Origin of the sequence: Mycobacteroides sp. H001 (assembly GCF_001440005.1) — a bacterium.
Taxonomy (GTDB): domain Bacteria; phylum Actinomycetota; class Actinomycetes; order Mycobacteriales; family Mycobacteriaceae; genus Mycobacterium; species Mycobacterium gwanakae.
The window spans coordinates 295,616-311,590 of the sequence record NZ_LJYH01000021.1 but is presented as its reverse complement, the minus strand read 5'-3'; the positions used below and the strand labels follow the sequence as shown (position 1 = coordinate 311,590).

General features: G+C 65.1%; 18 protein-coding genes. 9 read left to right on the top strand and 9 right to left on the bottom strand.

Going from position 1 to position 15,975, the window contains the following annotated elements; all coding sequences use genetic code 11:
- Positions 1 to 20: 20 nt before the first annotated feature.
- On the bottom strand, positions 21 to 971 hold the full coding sequence (locus AOT83_RS03495; RefSeq protein ID WP_030094810.1) for an oxygenase MpaB family protein: 951 nt from the start codon (positions 969 to 971) through the stop codon (positions 21 to 23).
- Positions 972 to 1,289: 318 nt separating this feature from the next.
- Between AOT83_RS03495 and AOT83_RS03490 the strand changes: the two genes are divergently transcribed.
- Together AOT83_RS03490 and AOT83_RS03485 are read left to right on the top strand one after the other, a co-directional pair.
- The gene (locus tag AOT83_RS03490; RefSeq protein WP_057963884.1) at positions 1,290 to 2,555 is read left to right on the top strand and encodes a lytic murein transglycosylase; all 1,266 of its coding nucleotides are present in this window, start codon (positions 1,290 to 1,292) and stop codon (positions 2,553 to 2,555) included.
- A 23-nt stretch (positions 2,556 to 2,578) separates the two neighbouring features.
- A complete protein-coding gene (locus AOT83_RS03485; protein ID WP_109394773.1) occupies positions 2,579 to 3,715 on the top strand; it encodes an Mrp/NBP35 family ATP-binding protein in 1,137 nt (378 codons plus the stop codon).
- Here AOT83_RS03485 and tatB read toward each other — a convergent pair.
- The 4 genes from tatB to sigE all read right to left on the bottom strand — a co-directional run bounded on the left by tatB (position 3,712) and on the right by sigE (position 6,925).
- Positions 3,712 to 4,122, bottom strand: coding sequence for a Sec-independent protein translocase protein TatB (gene tatB, locus AOT83_RS03480; RefSeq protein ID WP_030094807.1), 411 nt, complete (start codon positions 4,120 to 4,122; stop codon positions 3,712 to 3,714). The two genes, AOT83_RS03485 and tatB, sit on opposite strands and share 4 nt — an antisense overlap.
- A complete protein-coding gene (locus AOT83_RS03475) occupies positions 4,122 to 5,600 on the bottom strand; it encodes a trypsin-like peptidase domain-containing protein (protein ID WP_057963883.1) in 1,479 nt (492 codons plus the stop codon). The genes tatB and AOT83_RS03475 overlap by 1 nt, the downstream gene beginning before the upstream one ends.
- 9 nt (positions 5,601 to 5,609) lie before the next feature.
- Entirely contained in the window at positions 5,610 to 6,041 is a 432-nt protein-coding gene (gene rseA, locus AOT83_RS03470) for an anti-sigma E factor RseA (RefSeq protein ID WP_109365309.1), read from the bottom strand.
- A gap of 110 nt (positions 6,042 to 6,151) precedes the next feature.
- Positions 6,152 to 6,925, bottom strand: coding sequence for an RNA polymerase sigma factor SigE (gene sigE / locus AOT83_RS03465; protein ID WP_030094804.1), 774 nt, complete (start codon positions 6,923 to 6,925; stop codon positions 6,152 to 6,154).
- 210 nt (positions 6,926 to 7,135) lie between these two features.
- Here sigE and AOT83_RS03460 point away from each other — a divergent pair, with 210 nt between their 5' ends.
- The 5 genes from AOT83_RS03460 to AOT83_RS03440 all read left to right on the top strand — a co-directional run bounded on the left by AOT83_RS03460 (position 7,136) and on the right by AOT83_RS03440 (position 11,710).
- Positions 7,136 to 7,747, top strand: a complete 612-nt coding sequence (locus AOT83_RS03460) for an O-methyltransferase (RefSeq protein ID WP_044104568.1) — start codon at positions 7,136 to 7,138, stop codon at positions 7,745 to 7,747.
- Positions 7,748 to 7,857: 110 nt separating this feature from the next.
- Entirely contained in the window at positions 7,858 to 8,502 is a 645-nt protein-coding gene (locus AOT83_RS03455; RefSeq protein WP_057963882.1) for a TetR family transcriptional regulator, read from the top strand.
- Complete coding sequence (locus AOT83_RS03450) at positions 8,499 to 9,404, top strand: ABC transporter ATP-binding protein (RefSeq protein WP_030094801.1); 906 nt, start codon at positions 8,499 to 8,501, stop codon at positions 9,402 to 9,404. Before AOT83_RS03455 ends, AOT83_RS03450 begins: the two co-directional genes overlap by 4 nt.
- On the top strand, positions 9,401 to 11,023 hold the full coding sequence (locus tag AOT83_RS03445; protein WP_057963881.1) for a hypothetical protein: 1,623 nt from the start codon (positions 9,401 to 9,403) through the stop codon (positions 11,021 to 11,023). Before AOT83_RS03450 ends, AOT83_RS03445 begins: the two co-directional genes overlap by 4 nt.
- A gap of 12 nt (positions 11,024 to 11,035) precedes the next feature.
- The gene (locus tag AOT83_RS03440; protein ID WP_057963880.1) at positions 11,036 to 11,710 is read left to right on the top strand and encodes an isoprenylcysteine carboxylmethyltransferase family protein; all 675 of its coding nucleotides are present in this window, start codon (positions 11,036 to 11,038) and stop codon (positions 11,708 to 11,710) included.
- A 4-nt stretch (positions 11,711 to 11,714) separates the two neighbouring features.
- On the opposite strand, the gene glgC is transcribed toward AOT83_RS03440, so the two are convergent.
- Positions 11,715 to 12,929 (bottom strand): glucose-1-phosphate adenylyltransferase, encoded by a 1,215-nt coding sequence (gene glgC, locus AOT83_RS03435; RefSeq protein ID WP_030094798.1) that lies wholly within the window; start codon positions 12,927 to 12,929, stop codon positions 11,715 to 11,717.
- 92 nt (positions 12,930 to 13,021) lie between these two features.
- On the opposite strand from glgC, the gene glgA reads away from it, so the two are divergent.
- On the top strand, positions 13,022 to 14,233 hold the full coding sequence (glgA, locus tag AOT83_RS03430) for a glycogen synthase (protein ID WP_109394771.1): 1,212 nt from the start codon (positions 13,022 to 13,024) through the stop codon (positions 14,231 to 14,233).
- A gap of 15 nt (positions 14,234 to 14,248) precedes the next feature.
- On the opposite strand, the gene AOT83_RS26635 is transcribed toward glgA, so the two are convergent.
- The 3 genes from AOT83_RS26635 to AOT83_RS03420 all read right to left on the bottom strand — a co-directional run bounded on the left by AOT83_RS26635 (position 14,249) and on the right by AOT83_RS03420 (position 15,432).
- Positions 14,249 to 14,416, bottom strand: coding sequence for a DUF3117 domain-containing protein (locus AOT83_RS26635; protein ID WP_005059648.1), 168 nt, complete (start codon positions 14,414 to 14,416; stop codon positions 14,249 to 14,251).
- Positions 14,417 to 14,537: 121 nt separating this feature from the next.
- The gene (locus tag AOT83_RS03425; RefSeq protein WP_046252908.1) at positions 14,538 to 15,128 is read right to left on the bottom strand and encodes a DNA-3-methyladenine glycosylase I; all 591 of its coding nucleotides are present in this window, start codon (positions 15,126 to 15,128) and stop codon (positions 14,538 to 14,540) included.
- Positions 15,118 to 15,432, bottom strand: a complete 315-nt coding sequence (locus AOT83_RS03420; protein WP_109365349.1) for a DivIVA domain-containing protein — start codon at positions 15,430 to 15,432, stop codon at positions 15,118 to 15,120. Before AOT83_RS03420 ends, AOT83_RS03425 begins: the two co-directional genes overlap by 11 nt.
- 49 nt (positions 15,433 to 15,481) lie before the next feature.
- Here AOT83_RS03420 and AOT83_RS03415 point away from each other — a divergent pair, with 49 nt between their 5' ends.
- The gene (locus tag AOT83_RS03415) at positions 15,482 to 15,973 is read left to right on the top strand and encodes a pyridoxamine 5'-phosphate oxidase family protein (protein WP_030094794.1); all 492 of its coding nucleotides are present in this window, start codon (positions 15,482 to 15,484) and stop codon (positions 15,971 to 15,973) included.
- Positions 15,974 to 15,975 lie beyond the last annotated feature (2 nt).

Here is a 15,975-nt window from a genome sequence, read left to right as displayed (position 1 = left end):
AGCCAGCGTAAAGCGCCCCATTATGCGGTGGCGCGCCTCCCGTATCGTTCCTTGGCTTCGGCGGGGGTGAGAGTTACGGGGCGCACGGGCGTCTTGCCCGCATGGAAGTCACGCAGTGTCGTCGCCGTCATCGGCAGCTTGGCGAATCGCGCGATGGAGTCTTCCACCGCGGGAACGCTGGCGATCGACATGGCTGCCGACACCAAGGGACGGTACGCGGCGTCGACGATTCCCGGCTGATCGAATTGACCCAGCTCCCGCATCCACCGTGGCAGTGTCGCGATGGTCGCCGGGGCCATCATCCGGCTGACTGCCCAGAACCGCAGATTGCTGCCCGACCGCGGGGTGCGCAGCAGGTAGTGCATCGCGTGCTGTGCCCGCTCGGAGGTACACAGCGCGGGACGCATCTGGGCGAAGTACTGACGCACCTCCTCACGGGACCGGGGAACGTCGGCCGGATTGACGGTCTGCAGCTCGGCGGCGATCACACACTCGGACCAGTAGCGGTCCTCCTCGGCCTGGCTCAGCGGCCCGGGACCGAACATCTCGTAGCACTTGAGCACCGAATGCCAGCCGGTGACGTGGATCCAGAGCTGCGAGGCCGGATCATTGGCGCTGTACCGCTTGCCGGTCACCGGGTCGGTGCCTTTGGAGCGAGCGTGAACCTTCTGCAGGTGCTCGGAGGCCTCGACCGCAGTTCGCGAATCGGCGGTCGCGACGATGAGGAAGTAGGCGAGGGTTCCATCCATCCGTCCGCGCGGATCCCGATAGATGCCCGCCGAATCGGCCACGGCGGCGGCCAGATGGGGCTCGAAGTGCTCGAGCACCACCGAGCGCTGAAACCCGATAAGCGCGGTGGGGCTGGTCCACACCTTCCACGTCGGTGAGTCCGGTCCGAAGAATCCGTAATCCTCGCGGGGACGATCGGAGCCAAGCTCCCAACGGACGGCGACATCTGGTGAAGCGGTCATGCTGCAACGCTATCAATTGATTACTTTTACGTCCAGATACTGACTGTAAGTCAGATTAATCGCGATCTCTGTGGCCCGAGATAGCCACTCGCCCATTTTCGCCTCACGTGCCGGAACCGAACTCGCCACGGCCAGGGGGGATTCGTCGGGGATCCGAAATTCGCTGGGGTTTGCCCATTTTGCAACCGGACCGACATCTCGCCGGTATGGTTGCTCCGGTTCACATCGGTCACATCTGTCACGACTGCATACGTCAGAATGGGTGCCGGCAGATTGGGACCACAGCGAATAAGCGAGGGCCCGAGAGATAGGGGCGCAGTGGAGCTTCCGGGTTGGGTTGCGTCGTCGGTCAAGCATGCCCGTGATGCGGTGCTCCGCGTTGCAGGCGCACCGGTGCCCTGGCTCCGGGTGGGTGGACTGAGCGCCCTGGTGGTCGTCGGCTCTGCGGTGGCGGCCAGTGGCGCGCAAGTCAGCGGGCAGGCCGTCGTACCCGTTCCAGTCCCGCTGGCCTCCGCGGTTGCCGAGCAGGCGGAAATGGGCCCACTGAATCTGGTGACCGTGATGCGCCCGCCGACGCAGTACCGTGTCGCGCCGAGCGCCGCGATCGCACCGCCGCCACCGGGAATCGTGATGGCCCCCGGGGGGCTTGGTATCCCGAAGATCGCATTGGACGCCTACCAAAACGCCGAACGGATGATGGCCAAGGCCGCACCCGGTTGCGGGGTGAGCTGGAACCTGCTGGCGGGCATCGGCCGCATCGAATCAGGGCATGCCAACAACGGCGCCACCGATATCAAAGGCCGCGTGGTGCGTCCCATCTATGGCCCGAGCCTGGATGGGAGTCTTCCGGGCAACGAAGTCATCGTCGACCATGAGCAGAGCCGCACCCAAGGTGCACAGGTGTACGTCCGGGCCATGGGCCCCATGCAGTTCCTGCCGAGCACATGGAACCACTACGCCTCCGACGGTGACGGCGACGGAAAGGCCGATCCACAGAACGTCTTCGACGCGAGCCTGGCCGCCGCCCGCTATTTATGCAGCGGCGGATTGAATTTGCGGGATCGCTCGCAGGTGATGTCGTCCATCCTGCGGTACAACAATTCGGTGGCCTACGCACAGAACGTGCTCGCCTGGGCCGCTGGTTACGCCACCGGGGTCATCCCGCTCAACCTGCCACCGCTGACCGCCGCCGATGTCGCACCCGAGCGCAAGGCTCACCTGGGCGGTGGCGAGTCACGTGGGCTTGGGCCGGGCTCGGCGACCGACGTCGCCGGACTGTCCCCCAATGACCCGCTGGCCCAGCTGCCGATCCTCACCCCGCTGACACCGGACCGGGTCGGTGTCGTGGGCCCACCCGCCGCCGTCACGCCGGCGCCCGAGGCGCCCCAGGCACCGTGCGTGTTCTTCTGTGCACCACCACCACCGGCCGAGCCTTTCAACCCGTTCGCACCGCCGCCAGCTGAACCCTTCAACCCGTTTGCACCGGCCCCGCAGCCGTTCAATCCGTTCGCTCCGCCCCCGCCGCCAGTGGAGCTCGGGCCGGCCCCCGGACCAGCACCGGGACCGGCAGCGCCAAAGCCGTAAACCGCACGCCCTAGACTCGGGTAGTGACATCCGAGCTCACCACGGCCGTGCGCAGTGCACTCGCCGGGGTTATCGATCCCGAACTTCGCCGCCCCATCACTGAATTGGGGATGGTCAAGGACATCACCTTCGACGATGCCCACAACGTCGAGATCGGGATCTACCTCACCACCTCCGGATGCCCGAAGAAGGCGGAGATCGCCGAACGAGTAACCCAGGCCGCCGCCGACGTCGACGGCGTAGGTACCGTGCGCGTGCTGCTGGATGTGATGAACGACGAGCAGCGCACCGAGTTGCGCAAACAGTTGCGTGGCGATAGCCCCGAGCCCGTCATTCCCTTCGCTCAGCCCGGATCGCTTACCCGGGTGTACGCGGTGGCGTCGGGAAAGGGCGGTGTCGGAAAGTCCAGTGTGACCGTCAACCTCGCGGCGGCAATGGCAGCCAAGGGGCTGTCGGTCGGGCTGCTCGACGCCGATATCTATGGCCATTCGGTACCGCGCATGATGGGCACCTCGGATCGCCCCACTCAGGTGGAACGGATGATCCTGCCCCCGGTCGCCCACGACGTGAAGGTCATCTCCATCGCCCAGTTCACCCAGGGCAACACCCCGGTGGTGTGGCGCGGGCCGATGCTGCATCGCGCCCTGCAGCAGTTCCTGGCCGACGTGTTCTGGGGAGACCTGGACGTGCTGCTGCTGGATCTGCCGCCGGGCACCGGCGACGTGGCGATCTCGGTGGCGCAGCTCATTCCCGGTGCCGAGATTCTGGTGGTCACCACCCCGCAGCAGGCCGCCGCCGAGGTGGCCGAGCGCGCAGGAGCGATCGCGACCCAGACACGTCAGCGCATCGTCGGCGTCGTGGAGAACATGTCCTGGCTGGTGCTGCCCGACGGCACCCGCATGGAGGTGTTCGGATCCGGCGGCGGCGACACCGTCGCCGAAAGCCTGACCAGGGTGGTGGGAACGAAAGTGCCACTGCTCGGCCAGATTCCACTGGACCCAGCGGTACGTGAGGGCGGCGACGACGGGCTGCCCATCGTGCTCAGTCAGCCGGATTCGGCCGCGGGCCAGGCACTTCGGGCGGTCGCCGACAAGCTCTCGACACGTAGCCGCGGACTGGCGGGCATGTCGCTGAACATCGACACCGCACGGCGCAACTAGGTCGCGTCGGCGTCGTAGCGGGTCGGGCCCGGCTCCCCAGGCTTGGTGAGATCAGGGTTGGCGACGGGCGTGGGGGCTGGCTCCGAGACCGCCTTCTTCACGTCTTCAAGCGGCTTGGTCAACGAATCGAGCACCGAATCATCGCCGTCCAGAAGGTGTTTGGTAATGACGGCGCGTGGCGTCATACCGCGCAGCTTCTGCAGCTCGGCGAGCGGCTTGCGCACGTCATCGAACTCCGGCCCAAGCTCCTCACGCAGTGAGGCCGTCGCGCCACTGGCGTAGTCACGGACCTTGCGCAGCGACTCAGTGGTCCACTGGATCGCCCCCGGCAACCGCTCGGGACCAAGCACCACGAGTCCCACGACCAGCAGGACTAACAGCTCCCCCCAGCCGACACTGCCGAACATCAGGAACCGTCGGGGCCGGGAGTAACTTTGAGCTCGACGGGACGGCCCTGACGCAGCACCGTGATGGTGGCTTCCTGTCCAATCTTCAGCTGCCGCACCGCGACCACGAACTCATCGGCGTCGGCCACCGTCCGGTTACCCACCTTGACGACGACATCGTTCTCCAGCATGCCGCCCTTCTCGGCGGGGCTGCCGGCCTTGACGTTGGCCACCTCGGCGCCGGTAGCGGTCGCGTTGCTCACCGTGCGGCTGCTGATACCCAGCGTCGCGTGCACGATCTTGCCGTCACGGATCAGCGACTGCGCGACCTCGGCAGCCTCGTTGATCGGGATGGCGAATCCGAGGCCACTTGAGCTGTCGCTCAACGACTTTCCGGCCGTGTTGATCCCGATCACCTGAGACTTCATATCGATGAGCGGGCCACCGGAGTTTCCGTGGTTGATGGCGGCATCGGTCTGAAGCGCGTCGATCACGGTGTCGGTATCGCTGCCCTCACCCGAGAGCGGCACCGGACGGTGCAGTGCGCTGATGATGCCGCTGGTCACCGTGCTGCGCAGACCCAGCGGTGAACCGAAGGCAATGACCTCGGCACCGACGGCGACCTTGTCCGAGTCGCCCAGACGCGCCACGGTCAGGTTGTCGACGTTATCCACCTTCAGCACCGCGATGTCAGTCTTGGGATCACGACCCACAAGATTGGCGGGCACCTTCTTGCTGTCGTTGAAGATGACTTCGATCTTGAACTTGCCGGGGTTCTTCGCGGCATCGGAGATCACGTGATTGTTGGTGATGACATAACCCTTGGGGTCGATGACAACCCCCGAACCCTGCGCTACCTCATCGTCCGAGCTGGCCTCAATGGTCACCACCGCGCTTTTGACGGCGTTGGCGACCGCCGTGAAACGTGACTCATCGGGCTGGGTGCTGTCGTCGGTGGTCAAGGTGACCTTCGAGGTGGTGAAGGCCTGCACCACCTCGGCCGTCTTGCGGCCCACGATGCCGCCGACCAGGCCGATCAGCAGCGCGATCGCCGCAAGGACGGCCAGCGCCGGGATGGAAACCCGTCCGCCGAAAAGGACCTCGCGGACGCCCAGCTTCGGGGCGGGCGTGCCGTCGAGCGCGACGGGCGCCTTGGTGACCGCGGGCCTGCCCAATTGCACCTGCGCGGTCGGGTCGCGCCACGGATCCTCAGCGGCATCCGGGCCCTCGTCGACGGCGTTGAGCTTGCCGGCATCGGCGGGATGACGTTGCAAGGAGGTCGTGGCGTTATCGGGCCGTCCGAAGGCCTGAGCCAACACGGGGTCGGGCGGACCCACCCGCGGTGTGTACTCCCCCTGGTCTCGGTACTTGTCCGCCCCCTGGAACGAACCGGATACCCCCGAAGGACGGCCGAAAGCCCGCTGCGAAGCCGGATCGACGGGCGGCCGGTCAACCGGGCGCGGCGCCAACCGGGGGGCGGTGTCCTGATGTGCGGTCACCGGCCCACCCTACCGGCGCTTACGACGACGACGCACCTCATCACTGGCTAACGCGGGTGGCAAGTCGCCCTCATGTGAAGACGGTGAAGGCGGTGCGGCCTCATGCGGGATGTGCGGAATCTGGCTGAGCAACCCGAGCAACGAAACCGGCACCCGGATGCCCCCGGAATCACGCAGTGCGCTGCGTGCTTGGCGCTGTGCGTCGATCTCCAGCGCGCATTCGGCGCACATCGACAAGTGGTGCGCCGCTCGCAGGTGCGCGCTCATCCGGAGCTCGCCATCCACGAACGCGGCTATCGCCTCAGTGGACAGATGCTCGGTCGATCCGAACTGGCGCGGAGCACCCACCGGCGCCTCGCTCTGCGAGGCGAATGGGGACGGCAGCCGGGAGAACGACGAGAAGCTCGAGAACGCTCGCCGGAACGAGCCGCTATCCACCACGGCGACGCTCCCTTCGGTCCGGTAGGGCCGGCGGACTCGTGCCGACCTAACTCGAAGATAGCGCGCGAATGTACTCATTGCGTACCAACCTGCACCAATGGTGTTGCGCGCTACTCGGCGGCCGCGAGCGCGGACGTCGAGGAGTGCGCAGCCAGATACTCACGGATGGCCTGGCGACCGCGGTGGATGCGGCTGCGGACGGTGCCGAGTTTCACATCCAGGGTGGCGCCGATTTCCTCGTAAGACAGACCTTCGATGTCACACAGAACCACGGCGGCACGGAACTCCGGCGCCAACGAGTCCAGCGCGGCCTGCAAATCGGCGCCCAGCTGCGCGTCGTGGTAGATCTGCTCGGGATCTGGGTCGGTCGCCGGGACGCGGTCGTAATCCTCGGGCAGCGCCTCCATGCGAATGCGGCCACGGCGGCGGACCATGTCGAGGAACAGGTTGGTGGTGATGCGGTGCAACCACCCCTCGAAGGTGCCGGGCTGGTAGTTCTGCAGCGAGCGGAACACCCGAATGAAGGTCTCCTGAGTCAGGTCCTCAGCGTCTTGCTGGTTACCCGACAGGCGGTAGGCCAGGCGGTACACGCGGTCGGCGTGCTCACGAACCAGCTCATCCCAAGACGGCATGGCTGCCTGGTCTCCGGTGGCATCGAACACTGCGGTCCCGGATAGTTCGGCGGGATCGATGGCCTCGACGAAGTCGGTGTATTCGGCCGACTCGCTGATACGCGTAAGCGAAATCGCGTGTTCCTCCTGTTCGGTTGTGGCGGCTTCACCCCCAATGGGGAAGCTGTCAGCCTGCTCAACCCGGATGCCACGGGTGTTATTCCCAGATAGGCGCGGGGCACTCGGGCTCTCGTTCAGGATGGATCGCGACATGTGAATGACCTTCTATCACCGAGGTGTGGGCCACTTATGAGCTAACTTAACTCTTCCTGAGAATGCGGTCTCGATCCGATCTCGCCGGGGGATCCGGGACAAGAAACCCGTCACATCCTTGATGAGTGCGGCGTGTCGCGGGACAGATGCCCTCCCACTCGACAGGATCGAATCGTGACCAGCAGCGCAGATCGATCCCGCGTCGAGGCGATGGTCAGCCACGCCGAGGGCGCCATCTCCGAAGACGACATCGTCGCCGCCGCCCGGGAACGTGCCGTTGACCTGGGCGCGGGCCCGGTAACGCCCGCTGTCGGCGCCCTTCTCAGTGTCTTCGCACGCCTTTCCGGCGGCAAGGCCGTCGTCGAGGTCGGGACGGGCGCGGGGGTCAGCGGCCTGTGGCTGCTCTCCGGAATGCGCGAGGACGGCGTGCTGACCACCATTGATCTGGAGCCCGAGCACCAGCGCAGTGCCAAACAGGCCTTTTCGGAGGCGGCCATCGCCCCATCGCGCACCCGGCTGATCGGTGGGCGCGCCCAGGAGGTCTTGCCACGACTGGCCGACGAGTCGTATGACCTGCTCGTCATCGATGCCGCGCCGGCCGATCAACCCGAGTTCCTGGCCGGCGGCATTCGGTTGCTGCGCCCGGGCGGAGCGGTAGTGATCCACGGGGTGTCCGCCGGCGGACGCGCGGGCGACCCCGCGGCCAACGATCCCGATGTGGTCGGAGTTCGCGAAGCCGCGCGCATCATCGCCGATGATGGCCGGTTCACCGCAGTGCTGATCCCACTGGGAGACGGCCTGCTCGCTGCCACCCGCGACTGACGCGTAAACCGTCGTTTCGGCGGCGCCTTCGCATCGTTCTCGTCAAAACCTTCATCTGACGCGGGCTAGATCCTTGACGTCAGGCTGAACGTGTGTTTAACGTACTAAACATGCGTTCAGTCGAGGATCTCACCGCAGCCGCCCGCATCCGGGATGCCGCCATCAAGTTGTGGGGCGAACAGGGACTGAACACCAGCGTGCGAGCGATCGCCGAAGCCGCGGGAGTGAGCCCCGCACTGGTCATCCATCACTACGGATCCAAGGACGGGCTCCGCCAGGCGGTGGATGAATACCTGCTGGAGTACATCCGCTCGGAGAAATCGCGCACGCTGACCTCCAACGACCCCAAGGTCTGGCTCGATGCCATCGACGAGATCGAGACGTTCGCGCCGATGGTCAGGTACCTGCTGCTCAGTGTGCAATCGGGCGGCGAGCCCGGCCGCGCGTTTCTTCAGCACTCCATCGAGAACGCCGAGGCATATCTGGACGACGGAGTCCGCGCGGGCACGATCAAGCCGAGCCGTGATCCCAAGGGCCGGGCGCTGTGGCTCTCCTTGAACGGCGTAGGCGCGCTATCGATCTACGTACAGATGTACCCCGACGACGACCTGGGCACGATCTTGCGCCGCTACTCCGATGAGCTGATCTTCCCCGCCATCGAGGTCTACACCGAAGGCCTCATGACCGACTCCACCATGCTCGATGCGTTTGCGGCACAACAGGAAAACTCTCGCAACGGAGGAGACTCGAAGTGATGTATTCCAACCTTGCGGTCGAAATACGAGGCCTCTCCAAGTCATTCGGTAAGACCAAGGCACTCGACGGGCTCGATCTGTCGGTCGCCCACGGCGAGGTGGCGGGCTTCCTCGGCCCCAACGGCGCGGGAAAGTCCACCACCATTCGAGTACTTCTGGGCCTGCTGCGCGCCGACTCCGGCACCGTGCAGCTCCTCGGCGGCGACCCGTGGGTCAACGCCGTGGATCTGCATCGGCTCATCGCCTACGTGCCCGGGGACGTCACGCTGTGGCCCAACCTCACCGGCGGGCAGGCGATTGACTTCCTCACCAGAATGCGTGGCACCGAACATATTTCACTACCGAGGCGCAACGAACTCATCGAGCGTTTCGAACTCGACCCCACTAAGAAGGCACGCACCTATTCCAAGGGCAACCGTCAGAAGGTGGCGCTCATCGCGGCGTTCTGCTCCGACGCCGAACTGTTCATACTCGACGAGCCGACATCCGGCCTGGATCCGCTGATGGAGACGGTCTTCCAGGAGTGTGTGGCCGAAGTGGCCGCGCGCGGATGCGCGGTGTTGCTGTCGAGCCACATCCTGGCCGAGGTGGAGAAGCTGTGCCACCGGGTGACCATTGTCCGCGCCGGACGCGCGGTGTTGTCCGGCTCCCTGGCCGAGCTGCGCCATGTCATGCGGACCTCGGTGACGGTACGCACACTGGCGAATCCCTCTGGTCTCAAATCGATTCCACAGTTGCGCGACCTCACGATCGGCGGCAACCGGGCCTCCTTCACGGTGGATCGCAGCGACCTGGACCGCATCATGGAACAGCTGGCAAGCCTCGGGATCGTCGACCTCACCGTGGCGCCGGCATCACTTGAAGAGCTCTTCATGCGCGAGTATCAGGGCGTACCGCGATGAGAAGCGACTTCGCGACGCTCCCCATGCGTCAGCCGATTTCGGACGGTACCCCGAAACATCCGTTGACCGGAACAGGCACCCTGATCCTGTTGGCACTACGCCGCGACAGGCTCCGGATCTGCATGTGGGTCGGCTGGCTGACGCTGCTGATGACCTATACCCCGCTGGCGTTCGCGTCGATGTATCCGACGTCCGCCGACCGGATGGCCCGGGTCACGATGATGAAGACCCCCGCCGGAATCATCATGGGCGGCCCAAACTTCGGCATCAACGAAACCGATATCGGTGTCATGGTCGCCAACGAACTGATGACCGTCATGATCGCCGCCGCCGCCATCATGTCCATCTTGACGGTCATCCGGCACACCCGCGCCGAAGAGGAATCCGGCGGTGCCGAGCTGGTCATGTCGGCGGTCGTCGGCCACCAGGCACGCACCTACGCGGCGCTCATCGTGGTGGGCCTGATGAACACCGTTCTGGCCCTGGCCATGACGATTGCTTTGTCCGCCGCGGGATTCGATGTCGCCGACAGTCTCGGAATCAGTCTCGGAATCACCGGAGCCTCCATGGTTTTCGCCGGTATCGCGGCGGTCACCTCCCAGTTGTGGCGCACCTCCCGAGCCGCCACCGGTGTCGCGATGGCATCCCTGGCAGCAGCCGTCGTGATCCGCGGACTCGGCGACATCATCGACAACAGGGGCAGCACACTGAGTTGGTTTTCGCCCCTGGCGTGGGCCCAGCAGATGCGGCCATTCGTCGATCTGCGTTGGTGGCCCCTCCTCCTGCTGGTGGGCACCACCGTGTCCCTGATGCTCGCCGCGCACGCGCTCGAAGGACACCGCCAATACGACGCGGGGGTGCTGCCCTCGCGTGGCGAGGACGCCAATGCCCCCGAGATCAGGTCCGTCTTCGGACTCAACCTGCAACTGCAACGCGGGCTGCTCACCGGATGGGGAGTCGGAATCTTCCTGAGCGGTATGGCCTTCGGGTCGATGGCCAAGAGCCTGCGGGATTCGATTGACACCAACCCGCTGTTGACCCGGGCGTTCCAGGCCCACGGCCTGGACAGCATCTTCGCCACCTTCAACCAGGTGCTCGCCATCGCGGTCACCGCGTACGTGGTGTCGGCGATCATGAGGCTCGCCAAGGATGAACAGAGCGGCATTGCCGAAGCCGTACTGGCGCGCGCCGTATCGCGCTGGAACTGGCTACTGTCCACGGTCGCGGTGACACTGGTGGGCGGTGCGATTCTCATGCTGATCGCCGGTCTGGGCAGTGGACTGGGCGCGGCGAGCACGTTGCACAATCCGGATTTGGTGTGGCGTCTCACGCTCGCCGCATTGGCACAGATTCCCGCCCTGCTGGTGATCGCCGGTATCGCTGCCCTATCAGTTGCACTGCGGCACAGCTGGATCGGCTGGCTCGTGGTGGCATTTTCCGTGGGCATGCTGTACGCAGGCATCCTGCAGCTGCCGTCCTGGATTGTGAAGTTCTCACCGGTGATGCGGGTCAGCGCGCCGGTCGAGTATCCGTGGTTGACCATGTTGGTCCTCATTGTCATCGGCACCGGGCTTATCGCAGCCGCGGGCGAGATCTACCGCCGTCGTGACGCCCTCTGAGAAAGGAAGATAATGAAAACTGGTGTACAAGCTCTTATCTCGGGAATCATCGCCCTCGCTGTCTTCGGCGCGGCACTGTTCTGGCCCGCGGGAACGTTCGACTACTGGCAGGCCTGGGTGTTTCTGGCGATCTTCGCGATCAGTTCCACGATTTCCTCGGTCTACTTGGCCAGGACGAATCCCGAGGTGCTGCGGCGTCGTATGCGCGGCGGCCCCATCGCGGAGACACGCTTGATACAGAAGCTCGCGGTCACGGTGCTGTTGAGTTCCTTCCTGGCCTTGGTCGTGGTCAGCGCCTTCGATCACAGGTTCGGCTGGTCTCATGTACCGATCTGGCTGGTCATCGTCGGAGAGGCACTGGTCATCGTCGGATTGGGTGCCGCCACGCTGGTCGTGGCCCAGAACCACTATGCGGGAGCGAGTATCACCGTCGAGTCCGGGCAGACCGTCACCTCAACTGGTCTGTACGGGCTGGTGCGCCACCCGATGTACACGGGATCACTGGTGATGATGGTGGGCATACCGTTGGCGCTGGGTTCGTTCTGGGGCCTGCTCGCGGCGATTCCCGCATTCGGCTCACTGGTGGTGCGGATCATCGACGAGGAGAAGATGCTGCGCCACGACCTGCCCGGCTACGACGAATACACCGAGAAGGTCCGCAGCCGTCTTGTGCCACTGGTGTGGTGAGAGGCTAGATCCACACACCCTTGCCGACGGCGACCACGCCGCCCGCGCTGACGTTGAAACGCTCGCGATCGCGCTCGATATCAACACCAACCTGTTCTCCGACACCGACAACCACGTTCTTGTCCAGAATGGCGTGCCGCACGACCGCCCCACGGCCCACTCGCACACCGGGCATCAGCACGCTGCCCTCCACCACGGCACCGTCGTCGACGACGACATTCGAGGACAGCACCGAGTTACGCACGGAACCCGCCGAAATGATGCTGCCGGCACCCACCACCGATTCCTGCGCGGAGCCGCCGTTGACGAACTTGGCAGGCGCCAGGTTCTCGGACTCGCCACGGATGGGCCAGCGCCGGTTGTACAGATTGAACACCGGGTGCACCGAAACCAAATCCATGTGCGCGTCATAGAACGCGTCGAGGGTTCCGACGTCGCGCCAGTACGCGTGATCGCGCTCGGTGGCGCCGGGCACCAGGTTGGTGTTGAAGTCATAGACAGCGGCCCGCCCGTCAGCCACCAGCCGGGGAATTATGTCGCCGCCCATGTCGTGGTCGGAATGGTCGTCGTCGGCGTCGGCGCGAATGACGTCGATCAATTCCTTGGTGGTGAAGATGTAGTTCCCCATCGACACGAAGGCCGCGTCGGGATCATCCGGTGTGCCCGGAGGATCCGCGGGCTTCTCGATGAACTCACGGATACGGCCGGTGTCGTCGGCGTCGATACAACCGAAGGCGCTGGCCTCGCTGCGGGGCACCCGGATACCCGCCACGGTCACTCCGGCACCGCTGTCGATGTGGAAGTCGAGCATCTGCTCGGGATCCATCCGGTACACATGGTCGGCGCCGAACACCACGATGTACTCGGGATCCTCGTCGAAGATCAGATTGAGCGACTGGTGGATGGCATCGGCGCTCCCGGTGTACCAGCGCGGACCGAGGCGCTGCTGAGCAGGGACAGGGGTGATGTACTCCCCCGCCAAGCCCGAGAGCCGCCAGTTCTGCGAGATGTGCCGGTCCAGTGAGTGCGATTTGTATTGGGTCAGAACACAAATACGCAAGAACCGCGCGTTGACCAGGTTGCTCAGCACGAAATCGATGAGGCGATAGGCACCGCCGAAGGGCACCGCCGGTTTCGCGCGGTCGGCGGTCAGTGGGTAGAGACGCTTGCCCTCACCGCCGGCAAGCACGATCCCCAGAACGTGTGGCGATGCCCTCATAGCAATCAACCTATCGGCACTCGGCAGAAGCGGCCAGCGGTACACCCCCGGCGGGCCTGCGGTCGTCGGGGCCACCTACTACGGTCGTGGCTATGACGGAGGGTCTTCACGCGCGCGGCTCATCCCCGACGCGGGTGGCAATGATGACGCGGGAGTACCCACCCGAGGTCTACGGCGGTGCCGGTGTTCACGTCACCGAGCTGGTGGCTCAGCTGCGCACACTGTGCGATGTCGAGGTGCACTGCATGGGCGCACCCCGCGACGGCGCCTTCGTGCACCGGCCAGACCCCGCGCTGGACGGCGCCAACCCCGCCTTGACGACGTTGTCGGCCGATCTGGTGATGGCCGCAGCGGCGGCTGGTGCGTCGGTGGCGCATTCACACACCTGGTACACGGGCCTGGCCGGACATCTGGCCAAGCTGCTGCATGGCATCCCACACGTTTTGACCGCGCATTCCCTGGAGCCACGTCGCCCGTGGAAGGCCGAACAGCTCGGCGGCGGGTACCGGGTGTCCTCGTGGGTGGAACACACCGCCATACACGCCGCTGACGCCGTCATCGCGGTCAGCAGCGGGATGCGCGAAGACATCATGGCGACCTACCCCGGTTTGGACCCGAACCGGATCCATGTGGTGCGCAACGGAATCGACACAACCACCTGGTATCCGGTTGACCCAGCCGAGGCGATCACCCAACCGGGGTCGGTTCTTGCCGAGCTCGGCGTGGATCTGGGCCGCCCGATTGCCGTGTTCGTCGGGCGCATCACCCGGCAAAAAGGTCTCGCGCACCTGGTGTCCGCGGCACACCATTTCTCCCCCGACGTGCAGCTGATCTTGTGTGCCGGTGAGCCGGACACTCCCGAGATCGCCGAGCAGATCACCGGTGCTGTCACCGAGCTAGCCGCGGCACGGCCCGGAGTGCACTGGATACGCGAATTCCTTCCCATCCCCAAGCTGCGGGAAATACTTTCCGCGGCAACGGTGTTTGTATGCCCGTCGATCTACGAGCCACTGGGCATCGTCAATCTCGAGGCGATGGCGTGTGGCACAGCGGTCGTGGCATCGCGTGTCGGTGGCATACCCGAGGTGGTTGCCGACGGTGTCACCGGAACTCTGGTGGCGTACGAGAGCAGCGAAGCCGCGGCGTTCGAGGCAGGGCTCGCCGACGCGGTCAACGCATTGGTCGCGGACCCGGCTCGCGCCACCGAATATGGGAATGCCGGTAGGGCGCGATGTATCGAAGAGTTCTCGTGGGCGCATATCGCGGAGATGACGCTGCAGATCTATCAAAAAGTCTGCGGCTGACGCCCGAGGCAGGGCCTAGCTGGTGACGTTCTTGAGTTCGTCGCCGAGTGCGGCAGCCTCATCGGGGGTCAGCTCGACCACCAGGCGACCGCCACCTTCCAGTGGCACGCGCATAACGATCCCGCGCCCCTCTTTCGTAGCCTCGAGAGGACCGTCGCCGGTTCGGGGCTTCATGGCCGCCATCGTGTGCTCCCTCCAAATTCCAGCCAAGGGTGTTCGGCATCTCCGACCATTGTTCCCTATCTGAGCTGCCGTTTCACTGAACCATTCTTCCCTATCGCGGACATCTGGGGACAGCAGACCCTCAACTGGACCTTCCGGAGGGGGCGGTTTCGGCTCGCGGAACCCAGCAGGAACGCACATGATCGTCGACCATCCCGGTGGCCTGCATCAGGGCATATGCCGTGGTAGGACCTACAAAACGGAACCCCCGGCGTTTGAGTTCTTTGGCCATCGCAATGCTCTCATCGGTGACCGCGGGCACGTCGGAAAGACGCTGCGGCCGGGCGCGGCGTTTCGGTGCAAACGACCACAACAGGTCGGAAAGATCGGTGTCCAAATCGAGGACGACGCGGGCATTGGATATGGCCGACTCGATCTTGGCGCGGTTCCGCACGATGTCGGCATCGGCCATCAGCCGCGCCACATCCTTGTCGCCGTACCGGGCAACCTTCTCCGGTGTGAAGCCGTCGAACGCACGACGGAACCCCTCACGTTTGCGCAAGATGGTGATCCACGCCAGCCCGCTCTGGAAGGCCTCCAAGCACAGCCGCTCGAACAATGCGTCGCGCCCGTACAACGGGCGTCCCCACTCGTTGTCGTGATAGTCGGCGTACAGCGTCGACCCGGGCGGGTCGGCGGCCCAGGAGCAGCGGGAGGGCTCCTTATTCGGCATTGGCTTCGATGCCGGCCCGGGCGCCCTGCACCTCGTCGAGCTCGGCGCGCAGCTCGTCGATCTGGCGGGCAAGCCGGTCCAGCACCCAATCAACCTCGCTGGCCTTGTACCCGCGGAAGACCAATGAGAACTTGACGGCGTCTATATCGGCACCGGCCACATCATCGGCGGGCAGGACTGTCGCGGTGGTGCCCTTGGGGAGCGCCGGCAACTCCTCCCCGCGGCCGAACAGTATCGAGCCCAGCACGAACAGCACGGCGGCCACCGCGACGAGAACCAGCAGATACGTCAGTGCGAACGTCACAACACTGATCTTGCCAGCGAGGTATGACATCGCGACCTACCGTGGGGCCATGACCTCCTGGCAAGAGTTCACCCAGCAGGCGCCGTCCATCGCCGACGTGTTCGCGCGCCGCCACCACGCGACGCGCAATCTGTGTTTTCTCTCGACGCTGCGCCGCAGTGGCGCCCCACGGATCAGCCCGATGGAACCGCGCATCTTCGAGGGCAGGCTGATCGTCGGCGGCATGCCCGCCACCGCCAAGCTCGCTGATCTTGCCCGCGACCCTCGCTTCGAGCTGCACACGGCCACCACCGATACCCGCATCAGCCAGGGTGACGCCAAGGTCTGGGGCACCGTGCACGACGAGCAGGATCTCGACCTGCACGCCTCGTTCGCCGAGTATCTCTACGCCACAATCGGATTCGACCTGCGCGGCCGCCGGTTCTCGCCGTTCTACGTCGCAGACATCGAGGGAGCCTCGGCCGTGCGACTCGACGACGACCACATGATCGTCACCGTCTGGTCGCCCACCGACGGTGAGCGCGAGATCCCGAAGACCTGAAG

What these genes read in the sequence shown, in the direction of transcription:
- AOT83_RS03495 (WP_030094810.1), bottom strand. Translation starts at nt 971, where the DNA reads ATGACCGCTTCACCAGATGTCGCCGTCCGTTGGGAGCTTGGCTCCGAT.
- tatB (WP_030094807.1), bottom strand. Translation starts at nt 4,122, where the DNA reads ATGTTCGGCAGTGTCGGCTGGGGGGAGCTGTTAGTCCTGCTGGTCGTG.
- sigE (WP_030094804.1), bottom strand. Translation starts at nt 6,925, where the DNA reads ATGTCGCGATCCATCCTGAACGAGAGCCCGAGTGCCCCGCGCCTATCT.
- AOT83_RS03460 (WP_044104568.1), top strand. Translation starts at nt 7,136, where the DNA reads ATGGTCAGCCACGCCGAGGGCGCCATCTCCGAAGACGACATCGTCGCC.
- AOT83_RS03455 (WP_057963882.1), top strand. Translation starts at nt 7,858, where the DNA reads ATGCGTTCAGTCGAGGATCTCACCGCAGCCGCCCGCATCCGGGATGCC.
- AOT83_RS03445 (WP_057963881.1), top strand. Translation starts at nt 9,401, where the DNA reads ATGAGAAGCGACTTCGCGACGCTCCCCATGCGTCAGCCGATTTCGGAC.
- AOT83_RS03440 (WP_057963880.1), top strand. Translation starts at nt 11,036, where the DNA reads ATGAAAACTGGTGTACAAGCTCTTATCTCGGGAATCATCGCCCTCGCT.
- glgC (WP_030094798.1), bottom strand. Translation starts at nt 12,929, where the DNA reads ATGAGGGCATCGCCACACGTTCTGGGGATCGTGCTTGCCGGCGGTGAG.
- glgA (WP_109394771.1), top strand. Translation starts at nt 13,022, where the DNA reads ATGACGGAGGGTCTTCACGCGCGCGGCTCATCCCCGACGCGGGTGGCA.
- AOT83_RS26635 (WP_005059648.1), bottom strand. Translation starts at nt 14,416, where the DNA reads ATGGCGGCCATGAAGCCCCGAACCGGCGACGGTCCTCTCGAGGCTACG.
- AOT83_RS03425 (WP_046252908.1), bottom strand. Translation starts at nt 15,128, where the DNA reads ATGCCGAATAAGGAGCCCTCCCGCTGCTCCTGGGCCGCCGACCCGCCC.
- AOT83_RS03415 (WP_030094794.1), top strand. Translation starts at nt 15,482, where the DNA reads ATGACCTCCTGGCAAGAGTTCACCCAGCAGGCGCCGTCCATCGCCGAC.